11 protein-coding genes and 1 pseudogene are annotated in these 13,460 nt (G+C 67.1%); 9 read left to right on the plus strand and 3 right to left on the minus strand.

What is annotated here, in order from left to right; translation table 11 throughout:
- Positions 1-43: 43 nt before the first annotated feature.
- The 3 genes and pseudogenes from R0232_RS01315 to R0232_RS01325 all read right to left on the minus strand — a co-directional run.
- Positions 44-1,738: a hypothetical protein gene (locus R0232_RS01315; protein WP_431511011.1), complete on the minus strand. Its 1,695-nt coding sequence runs from the start codon at positions 1,736-1,738 to the stop codon at positions 44-46.
- Between the two features lie 6 nt (positions 1,739-1,744).
- Positions 1,745-2,899 carry a tyrosine-type recombinase/integrase gene (locus R0232_RS01320; RefSeq protein WP_431511012.1) on the minus strand — a complete coding sequence of 385 codons (1,155 nt, stop codon included), beginning with the start codon at positions 2,897-2,899 and terminating at the stop codon, positions 1,745-1,747.
- Positions 2,900-3,295: 396 nt separating this feature from the next.
- Positions 3,296-3,541: pseudogene (locus R0232_RS01325) on the minus strand (magnesium chelatase domain-containing protein); the annotation flags it as partial.
- Positions 3,542-3,755: 214 nt separating this feature from the next.
- Here R0232_RS01325 and R0232_RS01330 point away from each other — a divergent pair.
- The 9 genes from R0232_RS01330 (at position 3,756) to glcF (ending at position 13,456) form a co-directional block, all read left to right on the plus strand.
- On the plus strand, positions 3,756-4,634 hold the full coding sequence (locus R0232_RS01330) for a TorF family putative porin (protein ID WP_093343929.1): 879 nt from the start codon (positions 3,756-3,758) through the stop codon (positions 4,632-4,634).
- Positions 4,635-4,700: 66 nt separating this feature from the next.
- The gene (gene glnK, locus R0232_RS01335) at positions 4,701-5,039 is read left to right on the plus strand and encodes a P-II family nitrogen regulator (RefSeq protein ID WP_007833403.1); all 339 of its coding nucleotides are present in this window, start codon (positions 4,701-4,703) and stop codon (positions 5,037-5,039) included.
- Between the two features lie 29 nt (positions 5,040-5,068).
- Complete coding sequence (locus R0232_RS01340) at positions 5,069-6,490, plus strand: ammonium transporter (RefSeq protein ID WP_296774521.1); 1,422 nt, start codon at positions 5,069-5,071, stop codon at positions 6,488-6,490.
- Between the two features lie 264 nt (positions 6,491-6,754).
- Positions 6,755-7,684: an SMP-30/gluconolactonase/LRE family protein gene (locus tag R0232_RS01345; RefSeq protein ID WP_431511013.1), complete on the plus strand. Its 930-nt coding sequence runs from the start codon at positions 6,755-6,757 to the stop codon at positions 7,682-7,684.
- Between the two features lie 10 nt (positions 7,685-7,694).
- Positions 7,695-8,588 carry a LysR substrate-binding domain-containing protein gene (locus R0232_RS01350; RefSeq protein WP_431511014.1) on the plus strand — a complete coding sequence of 298 codons (894 nt, stop codon included), beginning with the start codon at positions 7,695-7,697 and terminating at the stop codon, positions 8,586-8,588.
- A 134-nt stretch (positions 8,589-8,722) separates the two neighbouring features.
- Positions 8,723-10,225: an FAD-linked oxidase C-terminal domain-containing protein gene (locus R0232_RS01355; protein ID WP_431511015.1), complete on the plus strand. Its 1,503-nt coding sequence runs from the start codon at positions 8,723-8,725 to the stop codon at positions 10,223-10,225.
- Positions 10,225-11,355, plus strand: a complete 1,131-nt coding sequence (glcE, locus tag R0232_RS01360) for a glycolate oxidase subunit GlcE (RefSeq protein WP_431511016.1) — start codon at positions 10,225-10,227, stop codon at positions 11,353-11,355. Before R0232_RS01355 ends, glcE begins: the two co-directional genes overlap by 1 nt.
- 9 nt (positions 11,356-11,364) lie before the next feature.
- Positions 11,365-12,177, plus strand: coding sequence for a YoaK family protein (locus R0232_RS01365; protein ID WP_208509052.1), 813 nt, complete (start codon positions 11,365-11,367; stop codon positions 12,175-12,177).
- Between the two features lie 43 nt (positions 12,178-12,220).
- Positions 12,221-13,456, plus strand: coding sequence for a glycolate oxidase subunit GlcF (glcF, locus tag R0232_RS01370; protein ID WP_431511017.1), 1,236 nt, complete (start codon positions 12,221-12,223; stop codon positions 13,454-13,456).
- The last annotated feature ends 4 nt before the right edge of the window (positions 13,457-13,460 follow it).

The following is a 13,460-nucleotide window of genomic DNA, read 5'->3' on the forward strand; positions in this document are numbered from 1 at the left end:
CGGGCTGCCGGTGACGCCTCCGCCGTAGACGCTGTCGCTGCCATCAAGCGGCTCCAATATCGAGTAGGTCAGAAAAAGAGAACTCCCTTCGCCAGAAGGGATGCGGATTCGTCCGCGCGCGCTCGCGCTCGCGTTCAACAGCGTCGCGCTTCAAGATCCCTCGGCTCAATCCCTTCTCAATGATGTCGCGGTCGATGAGACGAACGATGTGGCCAAGCTGGTGCTTCCAGCGGCGAGGATCCATTCGTGATCGCTCCGAAAAGATTCGCCAATAGAAACTAAACAGCCGGTAGAGATCGTCGGCGGTGACAACGTAGTTCTTGCAACGCACGCAGTTGAGAAAGCTCATGCAGACGCCACCACGATTCTTTGGGGCGTACTCACCTTGACTGGGGTCGGAGCATCGGCCCACCGGCGTTCGTTCCGAGTTGCCCAGCGTCCCCGTGAGCAGTTCCTCCGTCAGCGCCTTGCCGAGAAAGACCCAGTTACCCGCAGCCTCTTCGTTAGGCTGCAAATAGTTGATGTCGACGACTCTCGGCGTGTTGCCGGCGGCATTGGCCGTAGCAACGACATCGCCTTCAACAAGCTCATAGATGCGATTGACGAAGGTCTTGCGAAGGCGACTGACGTTCAATTGCAGTGGCTTGCCATCCGCGTCCCGCAGGTCATAGGCAGAAACCAATAATTTGATGGCGCGAAACAATGTGCTCTCGGTCAGCACCGAGATCTCGCCTCGGTTCATGCCGCGGCTCCCGTTTGTCCGGGCCCGAAAGAGCCACACGCGATTTTTTAGTTTCTCTGGAGCTGCGGATCGAAGCGGCTCAGTCAACTCGATGACCCGGCGCACAATGGTGGCGACCGAACTTCGAAGCGGCGGCACCGATTCGATCTCATTCGGTTCAATGGGAGCATCGCGAATGGGTACCTTGTGCTTGGAGTGACCACGACGCTTGAAGAGCACAAGAAACGAGGTGTCAGCCTTCGGGTGCGGCTTCAAAGAGTCCCGTCGCATCTCGAGCAGCGGCGTCGTGTTCCTGCCGGTATGCAGTGCGACGATGAGGAGTGCGTAGGCGAGTAGGTCGGCAGTCACCTCAACGTCAGCGGAAAACAGCGGCCGGATTGCGTCCTTGATCGCCCGAGCAACTTGCTTCCGTTCAGATTGTGAGAAGGGCTTGTGGCCTCGCTTTGTTGCATCAGTACCGGAAAAGGGGTTGGACGGGAACGTGGCGTTGTCACCGCCGATGATCTCGATGATGAGGCCCCGTGCGCACAACGCCTTGAGCACTGATTTGGTGTGCAAGTACCTAGACCGTTGGGTGTACAGCGAATAGTCCCCCACGCCCAGCGCCGCTATGTAGCTGTCGATCACGCTTCTGCTGATATCGGTCAAGTAGAGATCGCGGCCGACTGCTGCGCGCACCACCACCAGATATTCGAGAAAGTAGCGTAGGCCCTGTTGGCAATACGAAAGGATGGTTGCAGACGACAGTTCTGCGTCCTGCTTCGCGAGGAAGCGCTCCACCTGGCGTTGACACGCATAGGTGATCTGATCGATCCCTGCACCGTACCATTCAGCGAAGTCGAACCGCGCCCTGGCTAGCGATTCGTTCACAAAGAAAACGGCGCTCTCAACGGGAGGGATTAGACCGACAGGGATCTCGATGGCTTCGCCACGACGAACATGCTCGACCTTGGGAATGGTCAGGTCGGTCTTGATGAACAATTTTCGTTTTGCCAAGCGTTGCTACTCCTCATCCCAGCTACAGATTTCGGCGTCGTAGGCGAGCACTGCCTCATCGGCCACGTCGTTGACCATGTGCAGGTAAACCATGGTGGTGCTTAGCGAGGCGTGACCAAGCTGCTGCTGAAGAAATACCAAGGGCTCTGTCCTCCGGCCGCGGCCACCTCTGCGCTGAAGTGAAGAAAGGGTGTGCGTCGCGTATGTGTGCCTGAGCATGTGTGGGTGGATTGGCACCCCAATGCGTTGTCCGATCTTTCTAACGATCGCTTCAATTGCCTTGCCGTCCTGAGCGAAGGGTCGGCCATACTGGTTCAAGAAGAGCGATGCGTGCTGGTCTGCGCAAAGCGATGCACGTTCTCCTCGAAGATGATCTGCATAGCGCTTGAGTCCCTTCATCACATCGCGCGCCATGTAAATGACGCGCCGCTTTGAACCCTTCGTGCGCATACCGGTCCCGTCTTCAGGATCAAGCGTCACGGCCACGTTCGCGTCTTTGAGCTTCTTCTGGTCTGGATCGAACACGTAGGCGAGAGGAAATGTCGCCAGCTCCTCTCGTCGTAGCCCGGTCGACAGTGCGAGCCGCATCAACGCCTTGTGGTGTTCGTTGGTCGCGGCCTGAAGTAGCTGTCGCGCCTGCTGGATCGAGAGAAATTTGACGAGATCCTTGTGTTTGCGTGGCATCGCCGAGTTCGTCTCAACGGTGCCATCTGTGCCGCTGAGGTGCGCCAGGAAGCCGCTCGCGACTTGCGTCACATGCCTCTTCTCATAGGTCTGGGGCAATACATCGATCCAGTTGCGCCTCAACGCATATTTATAGAACTCACAGATGTAGGTGAGTCGCAGCCGGATGGTGTTGCGCCTTTGCTTGGCGACATCGAAGCTGTAATCTCTGTAGGCAGCGAGAAGATTCTTGTCCTCTCCTCGATCGACATCGGTCCAGGAGAGCTCATGAGCCTCGAGGAAGCCAAAATAGTCATAGATCGATTGAGCGATCGGGCCCCATGACTTACGCGATTCGATAGCAGCACGCTGCAGATAGAAGCGAAAGAACTCATTGGCTTCGTAGCAGCTTGACATGTCCGAGTTGAGCAGTATCGGAAAACCGGGTACCTCACGCCGAGCGAGCTTGTAGTCTCGCGTTGAGAAGACGAGCAGCACGTCAGATGCCTCGCTCTTCAAGCATGCGAATGGCATTGCGAAACTGCAAATTCCACAGATGAGACACCAAGTCCACGGCGCCAGCGCCGCCGGTCCTGGCCCTGGTGTCTAGGAACCGCGGCCCCGTGCAAACCAACTCGAAGTCGCTTCCACCCGCCGAAACATGCCAGCGAGTAGTACCAGGTGCCTTGATGGGGCGGAAGTTCGCGTCCTGCTTCGCGAAGTCAGCCAGGAGCGGCAGCAAGACGGCCGCGTGCAGCCCGCGCCAGCGCTCCAATCGAAAGTTATCCACAGCCTTCCGCGTCATGTGCCCCTCCCCGGACCCCTCCTGCTACTCATCTCTAACGAGACTGTCAGAGAACACATTCTGTTCTAACAGAGTGAACGCTCTCTAACGAAGCGGCCCGAGTCCTTGGGCAGGTCGGCCGGCGCCAGGTTGACGGTGATGCGCTTGTTGTGCGGGAACTCCAGCCCGGCGTTCTGGATGGCCGAGCGCACGCGCTCGCGCGCTTCCTTGACCTCGGTCTCGGCCAGCCCGACCAGCGTGAAGCTCGGCAGGCCGTTGGCCAGATGCACCTCGACCGTGACACTGGCCGCTTCCAGCCCGAGCAAGGCGCGGCTTTGCACCAAAGACAGACTCATTCTCTGCTTCCTCCCTATATTGGTGCGCCCGATTCCGGTCGTCGCGGGCGTCTTGTTCTTTTTTCGGTGCAAGGCACAAAGCCTTGCGCTTGTAACCATTTTTGGCTGGCTTCCCTGGGCGCGCTTCAACCGGTCACCGGGGGATGTGCACTTTGGCACGCTCCCTGCTTTGAGGGTCATCAGGTTCCACAACACTACTTGCGAGGAGTTCCCGATGACGCACCGTTCCGCCGCCCAGGCCCTGATCGTCCTGGCCACCGCATTGACCACGTCGGGCGCCGCCCTGGCGCAGGCCACCCCAGACGCTGCGGCGGCGCCTGCCGCGGCACCCGCTGCTTCCCCGATCACGGCCAACATCTCGCTGACCACGAACTACAAGTTCCGCGGCCAGGACCAGGACATGATCGGCCGGGACGACTTCGCCAAGACCCGCGGCGTGAAGCCCGCCATCCAGGGCGGCTTCGACTACGCCTTCGGCGAGAGCGGCTTCTACGTCGGCAACTGGAACTCCAGCGTCAACTGGCTCAAGGGCAACAGCGTCGAGGTCGACCTGTACGGCGGCTACAAGTTCAAGGCCGGCCCGCTGGACATGGACGTCGGTGCGCTCACCTACATCTACCCGGGCAACTCCCTCGGCAACACCACCGAGCTCTACGGCGCGGCCACCTACGCCAACGAAACCTTCGGCTCGTTCACGGCCAAGTACTCGCACACGGTGTCGAAGGACTACTTCGGCTACGCCGGCAACAAGAACGGTTCGGGCCTCAAGGGCCGCAACACCGGCTACCTGAACCTGAGCTACAGCAAGGAGATCGTGCCCAAGGTCACGCTCAAGGCCGCCGTGGGCTTCACCCGCTTCTCCAGCGACATCCGCCACAACACGGCCGCCAAGAACTACGTCGACTACAACGTCGGCGCCACCTACGACTTCGGCGGCGGTCTCACGCTCACCGGCTCGGTGCAGGGCGCGAACAAGAAGGACGCGTTCAACGTCGCGGCCGGCCCGCTGTACGACTTCGGCTTCTACACGGTGCAGCAGGTCTACTCGCCCAACAAGCCGCGCTTCATCCTCACGCTGACGAAGACGCTGTAAGCACAGAACACAACGAGGCGCGGCCCATGCTGCCGCGCGAATTCTTTCCATCCAAAGGAGCAACTCATGAAGCTGGTCACAGCCATCATCAAACCGTTCAAGCTCGACGAAGTGCGCGAAGCCCTCTCGGCCATCGGCGTGCAGGGGATCACCGTCACCGAGGTCAAGGGTTTCGGCCGCCAGAAGGGCCACACCGAGCTCTACCGCGGCGCGGAGTACGTCGTCGACTTCCTGCCCAAGGTCAAGATCGAGGCGGCGGTCTCGGATGACCTCGTCGACCGCGTGATCGAAGCCGTCGAAGGTGCCGCGCGCACCGGCAAGATCGGCGACGGCAAGATCTTTGTCTACAACCTCGAGCAGGTCGTGCGCATCCGCACCGGCGAAACGGGCCGCGAAGCCCTTTGATCGAGTCCAGGCCCGAAAGAACAACGTCCATGAAAAAACTGCTTGTCTCCCTCGCGCTCGGCTTGAGCGTGCTTGCCGCCGGCACCACCGGCTTCGCGCAGACGCCCGCGCCCGCCGCCGCCGCTTCGGCACCGGCCGCCGAGGCCTCGGCACCGGCTGCCGCGCCCGCCGCAGCGGCACCGGCTGCTGCAGCGCCCGCCGCCGCACCGGCCGCGGCACCGGCACCCAAGGTCGATTCGGGCGACACCGCCTGGATGCTGACCTCCACGCTGCTCGTGATCCTGATGACCATCCCCGGCCTCGCGCTGTTCTACGGCGGCCTGGGCCGCTCGAAGAACATGCTGTCGGTGCTGATGCAGGTCTTCGTGATCTTCTCGCTGATCAGCATCCTGTGGGCCATCTACGGCTACAGCCTCGCCTTCACGGGTGAAGGAAGCTTCGTCGGTACCTTCGACAAGATCTTCCTCAAGGGCGTGTCGCAGGAGACCTTCGGTGCGCTCACGACGATCCCCGAGTACGTGTTCGTCGCGTTCCAGGGCACCTTCGCCGCCATCACCGTGGCGCTGATCGTCGGCGCCTTCGCCGAACGCGCCAAGTTCTCGGCCGTGCTGCTGTTCTCGGTGCTGTGGTTCACCTTCGCCTACGTGCCGATGGCCCACATCGTCTGGGGCGGCGGCCTGCTCGGCAAGGACGGCGCGCTCGACTTCGCGGGCGGCACCGTGGTGCACATCAACGCCGGCGTGGCCGGCCTGGTCGGTGCCTACATGGTCGGCAAGCGCGTCGGCTACGGCAAGGAAGCCTTCACGCCGCACTCGCTCACGCTCACCATGGTCGGCGCCTCGCTGCTGTGGGTCGGCTGGTTCGGCTTCAACGCCGGCTCGGCGGGTGCCGCCAACGCCGCCGCGGGCCTGGCCTTCGTGAACACGGTGCTCGCCACCGCTGCCGCCGCGCTGTCCTGGATCCTGGGCGAGAGCCTGCACAAGGGCAAGGCCTCGATGCTGGGTGCCGCCTCGGGCGCCGTCGCCGGCCTCGTCGCAGTGACCCCCGCCGCCGGCTTCGTCGGCCCGATGGGGTCGATCGTGCTGGGCCTGCTGGCCGGCCTGGTCTGCCTCTGGGGCGTGGGCGGTCTCAAGCGCATGCTCGGTGCCGACGACGCGTTCGACGTGTTCGGCGTCCACGGCGTGGGCGGTATCCTGGGTGCCATCCTGACCGGCGTGTTCGCGGCCCAGGGCCTCGGCGGCACCGGCGGCCTGACCCCCGACACCTTCTCGATGGGCGCCCAGGTCTGGATCCAGATCAAGAGCGTGCTGTTCACCATCGTCTGGTCCGGCGTCGTGGCGTTCATCGCCTTCAAGATCGCCGACCTGGTGCTCGGCCTGCGTGTGACCGAAGAGGAAGAGCGCGAAGGCCTCGACATCTCGTCGCACGGCGAAACCGCCTACAACCGCTGATCGGACAAGCTCCGACACGCGACAAGGACACCGCGGGTTCCTCGCTCCAGAGGAAGGGACCCGCGGTCCACCACCAGACCACCACCCTATTTTTCCAAGGTCCTTCCAAGGTTTCCTGAAGCCCATTTTTTTCAGCGAGAGTCTCCTTTGGATGTTCAGCCCGCAAGCACTCCGGTGCGAGCGGGCTTTTTTTTGTCCTCGGCCCGGCGCGGCCCGGTGCGGTCCGACAGCGGCGGACCGTGGCGCGGGGGCACAATCCCCGTCATGTGGACCCCCCTGGACAACAGCCTCAGCGCCCTCGGCGAATCGCCGTTCTGGCACCCGCAGGAACGTTCCCTGTACTGGCTCGACATTCCCGGCCGCGCGGTGCTGCGCACGCGCGGCGAGATCGGCGCGGGCGGCGCGGTCGAGCGCTGGGACCTGCCGACCGAGCCCGGCTGCATGGCGCCCGCGCGCAGCGGCGGCCTGGTGATCGCGCTGCGCGACGGCATCTACCGCGCGCGTGAATGGGGCGGCGCGCTGGCCGCGATCGCGCGCGTGGAGCACGACGCGGCCACCATGCGCTTCAACGACGGCAAGTGCGACGCGCTCGGCCGCTTCTGGGCCGGCAGCATCAACGAGGCGAAGGACCGGGCCAATGCCGCGCTCTACTGCCTCGACGCGCGCCGCGACGACGGCCAGTCGCCGATGCTCTCGCAGATGGCCGAGGGCGTGACCACCGCCAACGGCCTCGCGTTCTCGCCCGACGCGCGCACGCTCTACTGGGCCGACACGCCGGCCCACGCGGTGCGCGCCTGGGACTGGGATGCGGCGCACAACACGCTCTCGCACGGCCGCGTCTTCAAGCGGTTCGACGCCAAGCCCGAGGGCTGGGTGCCTGGCTCGGCGCTGGCCTATGGCGGGCGGCCCGACGGCGCCACGGTCGATGCCGAGGGCCACTACTGGGTCGCGATGTTCGAGGGCGCGCAGCTGCTGCGCCTCGCGCCTTCGGGCGAGGTCGTGGCGGCCTTCGCGCTGCCGGTGCAGTGCCCGACCATGCCCTGCTTCGGCGGCGACGACCTGCGCACGCTGTTCGTCACCACCGCGCGCAAGGGCCGGCCCGAGGCCGAACTGGCGCAGAAGCCCGCCTCGGGCATGGTGCTGTCGATGCGCGTCGAGACGCCCGGCCTGCCGGTCCATTTCTTCGAGGACTAGCCCGCGCCGCATGGCCCTGCAGCACATCCCGCCGATCCAGTGCCTCGTGACCTTCGAGGCGCTGGCGCGGCTGCGCCACGCGGGCCGCGCGGCCGACGAGCTCTGCGTGACCGCCAGCGCGGTCAGCCACCGCATCCGCCAGCTCGAGTCGCACGTGGGCTTCAAGCTGTTCGGCCGCGGCGACTTCAGCCTCACGGCCGACGGCGCGGCCTATCTCGCCAACGTGCGCACCGGCCTGGCGGCGCTGCAGGCGCATGCGGGCGGCGGCAACGCGGCGGCGGGCCAGCGCGCGGCCACGCGGCTGCGGCTCGCGGTCACGCCGACCTTCAGCCGCCAGTTCCTCATGCCGCGGCTCGAGCTGTTCCGCAACATCTATCCCGACATCGACCTGGTGCTGCAGGTGTCGATCCCGCTGCTCGACGTGACCGCCGAGCCGGCCGACCTCGAGGTGCGCTACGGCGGCGGCAACTACGCCGACTGCGAGCATCGCCCGCTGCTCGAGGAGCTGGTGGTGCCGGCCTGCAGCCCGAGCTACCTCAACGAGTTCGGCCCGTTCCACGGTTTCCGCACCGCGGCCGAGATCGCGGCCGCGCGGCTGATCCGCAGCCCGCTCGAACCCTGGGGCACCTGGTTCGCGAGCTGCGGCATCGACCAGCCCGAGCCGCAGCTGGGCTCGCAGTTCAACGACCTGGGCCTGGTCTACGACGCGGCGGCCAGCGGTTTCGGCGTGGCGCTGGTGCGCCAGAAGATGGGCGCGGCCTGGTTCGAATCGGGTCGGCTGGTGGCGCTGTCGGAGCATGCCGTGCGCTCGCCGCACCGCCACACGCTGTGCTGGCAGCCGGGCGCGCTCGAGCGCTGGGAGTGCGCGGCCTTCGCCGACTGGCTGGTGCAGGCGCTGCGCTGAGCCCGTGCGGCGCAGCGAAGATTCCTCAAGTCCGCCGCAAAAATCCTTCAACCCGGAGGCCGCGCATTTCCTTAGAGTGGGGGGCCGGCCCCCGCCAGCCATCCGCAGAAGAACACCGAGAAGAGACTTCGCCCATGAACGCGCCCCCGAGCCCGACGCAGCATGCGTCGCTCCAGAAGACAGAACGCCAGTCGCAGGTCGTGCGCGCGCTGCAGGCCCACCTGCCGGCGCATGCGCTGATCTGGCATGCCGAGGACACCACGCCCTACGAGTGCGACGGCCTCACGGCCTACCGCCAGCGGCCGCTGGTGGTGGCGCTGCCCGAGACCGAGGACCAGGTGGCGGCCGTGCTGCGCACCTGCCACGGGCTGGGCGTGCCGGTGGTGGCGCGCGGCTCGGGCACGGGGCTGTCGGGCGGCGCCATGCCGCACGAGATGGGCGTGACCTTGTCGCTCGCCAAGTTCAATCGCATCCTCAAGATCGACCCGGTCGCGCGCACCGCGCTCGTGCAGTGCGGCGTGCGCAACCTCGCCATCAGCGAGGCCGCCGCGCCCTACAACCTCTACTACGCGCCCGATCCCTCGAGCCAGATCGCCTGCTCGATCGGCGGCAACGTGGCCGAGAACTCGGGCGGCGTGCACTGCCTCAAGTACGGCCTCACGCTGCACAACGTGCTCCGGGTGCGCGGCTTCACGGCCGAGGGCGAGCCGGTGGCGTTCGGCAGCGAGGCGCTCGATGCCGCCGGCCTCGACCTGCTGGCGCTGGTGATCGGCAGCGAGGGCATGCTCGCCGTCACCACCGAGGTCACGGTGAAGCTGGTGCCCAAGCCGCAGCTGGCGCGCTGCATCATGGCCAGCTTCGACGACGTGCGCAAAGCCGGCGACGCGGTGGCCGCGGTGATCGCCGCGGGCATCATCCCCGCGGGGCTCGAGATGATGGACAAGCCCATGACCGCCGCCGTCGAGGACTTCGTGCACGCGGGCTACGACCTCGACGCGGCCGCCATCCTGCTGTGCGAATCCGACGGCACGCCCGAGGAGGTCGAGGAGGAGATCGGCCGCATGACGGCCGTGCTGCGCGGCTGCGGCGCCACCGCCATCGCGGTCAGCAACAGCGAGGACGAGCGCATGCGCTTCTGGAGCGGGCGCAAGAACGCCTTTCCGGCCTCGGGCCGCATCAGCCCCGACTACATGTGCCTCGACTCCACCATCCCGCGCAAGCGGCTGGCCGACATCCTGCTCGCGATCCAGGCGATGGAGCAGAAGTACGGCCTGCGCTGCTGCAACGTGTTCCACGCGGGCGACGGCAACCTGCATCCGCTGGTGCTGTTCGATGCCAACGACCCCGACGAGCTGCACCGCTGCGAGCTGTTCGGCGCCGACATCCTCGAGACCAGCGTCGCGATGGGCGGCACCGTCTCGGGCGAGCACGGCGTGGGCGTGGAGAAGCTCAACAGCATGTGCGTGCAGTTCACGGCCGCCGAGAACGAGCAGATGTTCGGCGTCAAGCGCGCCTTCGATCCCGAGGGGATGCTGAACCCCGGCAAGGTGATCCCCACGTTGCAGCGCTGCGCCGAGTACGGCAAGCAGGTGGTGCGCGGCGGCCGGCTGCCGCATCCCGAGCTGCCGAGGTTCTGATGAGCAGCGGCATCGACCACGAATTGGGCCAGGCCGTCGAGCGCATCCGCGCCGCGGCCGCCGACGGCACCGTGCTGCGCATCCGCGGCGGCGGCAGCAAGGACTTCTACGGCGAGGCGCCGCGCGGCGAGCTGCTCGACACGCGCGCGCTCGCGGGCATCGCGAGCTACGAACCCAGCGAGCTGGTCGTGACCGTGCGCGCGGGCACGCCGCTGGCCGAGCTCGAGGCGGCGCTGGCCGAGAAGGGCCAGTGCCTGGCCTTCGAGCCGCCGCACTTCGCGGCGGATGCGACCGTCGGCGGCATGGTCGCCGCGGGCCTCGCGGGCCCGTCGCGCGCCAGCGTGGGCAGTGTGCGCGACTACGTGCTCGGCGCCACGCTGGTCAACGGCCGCGGCGAGGTGTTGAGCTTCGGTGGCCAGGTGATGAAGAACGTGGCGGGCTACGACGTCTCGCGCGTGCTCGCGGGTTCGCTCGGCACGCTGGGCCTGATCGCCGAGGTCAGCCTCAAGGTGCTGCCGGTGCCGCCGGCCGAGGCCACGCTGGAGTTCGCGTGCGACCAGGCCGATGCGCTGCGGCTGCTCAACGAATGGGGCGGCCGGCCGCTGCCGCTCAACGCGAGCTGCTGGTTCGAGTACGCGGGCGCCGGCGCGCTCTACCTGCGGCTGCGCGGCGCGGTGGCGGCGGTCGAGGCCGCGTGCACGCACCTCGGCGGCGAACGCAAGGACAAGGAGCGCGCCGCGGCCGACTGGCAGTCGCTGCGCGAGCAGAGCCTGCCGTGGTTCGACACCGCGGCCGGGCCCGATGCGCTGTGGCGCCTGTCGGTGCCGCAGACCGCGCCGGTGCTGGGGCTCGAGGAATTCGGTGCGCCGCTGGTCGAGTGGCATGGCGGCCAGCGCTGGTACAAGGCGCCGCCCACGCCGGCCGCGGCCGCGCGCATCCGCGAGGCCGCGCGCGCGGCGGGCGGGCATGCGACGCTGTTCCGCCTGCCCGCGAACGGCGAAGCCCACGAGGCCGCGGCGCCGCGCTTCGACCGGCTCGAGCCCGCCGTCGAGCGCATCCACCGCGCGCTGATGCGCGAGTTCGATCCGCACGCCGTGTTCGACCGCGGCCGCCTGCACGCCTTCGACTGAACGATCCCCATGCGGCGCCTGCGCTTTCTCACCGGCCGCCATCGCGCGCCCTCGACCAACCACATGCTCGGCCTGCTGCTCGCGTTCAACGCCGGCGCCGTCAATGCGGGCGGCTTCCTGGTGCTGCACATGTACACCTCGCACATGACCGGCTTCACCTCGCAGGTGGCCGACGGCCTGGTGCTCGGCAACGCAACCCTGCTGCTCAATGCGCTGGGCGCGATCCTGGCCTTCGTGGCGGGCGCGGCGGTCTCGGCGCTGCTGGTCAACTGGGCGCGCCAGCACCACCTGCGCAGCGTCTATGCGCTGCCGCTGCTGCTCGAGTCGGCGCTGATGCTGCCCTTCGGCCTGATGGGCGCGATCACGCTGACCTGGCACACGCCCTTCGCAGTGCCGCTCACGGTGCTGCTGCTCTCCTTCATCATGGGGCTGCAGAACGCGGTGGGCTCCAAGACCTCGGGCGGCCGCATCCGCACCACCCACATGACCGGCAACCTCACCGACCTCGGCATCGAGCTCGGCAAGCTGCTGTACTGGAACCGCCGGGCGAAGCCCGGCGAAACCCCGGCGGGACCGGTGCGCCACAACGGCGCGCGGCTGCGGCTGTTCGCGGGGCTGGTCGGCATGTTCGTCACGGGCGGCATCGTCGGCGCGGCCGGCTTCACCTACGTCGGCTTCGTCTGCGTGGTGCCGCTCGCGGCGTTGCTGCTGGCGCTGTCGCTGCCGCCCTTCATCGAGGACGTGCGGCGTTCGGCCCACCTGCGCCAGCTGCTCGGCGCGATCCGCCCGCGGCGCAAGAACGACGCGTCCTCCGGCCCCTGAGGCCGGCGAGTTTCACGAGACAACGACAAGAACCGACCCCACGATGCAAACCGAGCTCGCTCCTGAATTCCGCGGCACCGACGACGGCCGCGAGGCCGAGGCCATCCTGCGCAAGTGCGTGCACTGCGGCTTCTGCACCGCCACCTGCCCGACCTACCAGCTGCTCGGCGACGAGCTCGACGGCCCGCGCGGGCGCATCTACCTGATCAAGCAGGTGCTCGAGGGCCAGGCGCCCACGCGCAGTACGCAGCTGCACCTCGACCGCTGCCTGACCTGCCGCAACTGCGAGAGCACCTGCCCGAGCGGCGTGCAGTACGGCCACCTGGTCGACATCGGCCGGCGCATCGTCGACGAGAAGGTGCCGCGTCCCGCGATGGAATCGGCCACGCGCTGGGTGCTCAAGGAAGGCCTGCCCTCGCCGCTGTTCGGCCCCGCGATGACGCTGGGCCAGTCGGTGCGCGGCCTGCTGCCCGAGGGACTGAAGGCCAAGGTGCCCGCGAAGCAGGCGGCCGGTGCCTGGCCCACGGCCACGCATGCGCGCAAGGTGCTGATGCTCGCGGGCTGCGTGCAGCCCTCGATGATGCCGAACATCAACACCGCCACCGCGCGCGTGCTCGACGCGGGCGGCATCCAGGCCGTGCTCGCGCCCGAGGCCGGCTGCTGCGGCGCGGTGAAGTTCCACCTCAACGACCAGGAGGGTGGCAAGGCGCAGATGCGCGCCAACATCGACGCCTGGTGGCCGCTGGTCGAACGCGACGAAGTGGAAGCCATCGTGATGAACGCCTCGGGCTGCGGCGTCACCGTGCGCGAGTACGGCCACGTGCTGCGCAACGACCCGGCCTATGCGCTGAAGGCCGCGCGCATCAGCGAGCTCACGCGCGACCTCGGCGAACTGCTGCCCGACCTGGTGCCCGCGCTCAAGCCGCGCGTGCGCGCGACGCCCGGCACCATCGCCTACCACCCGCCCTGCACCCTGCAGCACGGCCAGAAGCTGCGCGGCGGCATCGAGACCCATCTGCGTGCCTTGGGCTTCGACGTTCGTGTGGCGATGAACGAATCGCACCTGTGCTGCGGTTCGGCCGGCACCTACTCGGTGCTGCAGCCCGAGCTCGCCTATCCGCTGCGCGACCGCAAGCTGGGCCACCTCAAGCAGCTGCAGCCGGTGGCGATCGCCTCGGCCAACATCGGCTGCATCACGCACCTGCAAAGCGGCAGCGGCGAGCTGCCGGTGCGGCACTGGGTCGAGCTGCTCGACGCGGCGCTGCAGCCGGCCGGCTGAGCCC

This window comes from Variovorax sp. DAIF25 (genome assembly GCF_050711835.1).
Classification (GTDB): Bacteria; Pseudomonadota; Gammaproteobacteria; order Burkholderiales; family Burkholderiaceae_C; genus Variovorax.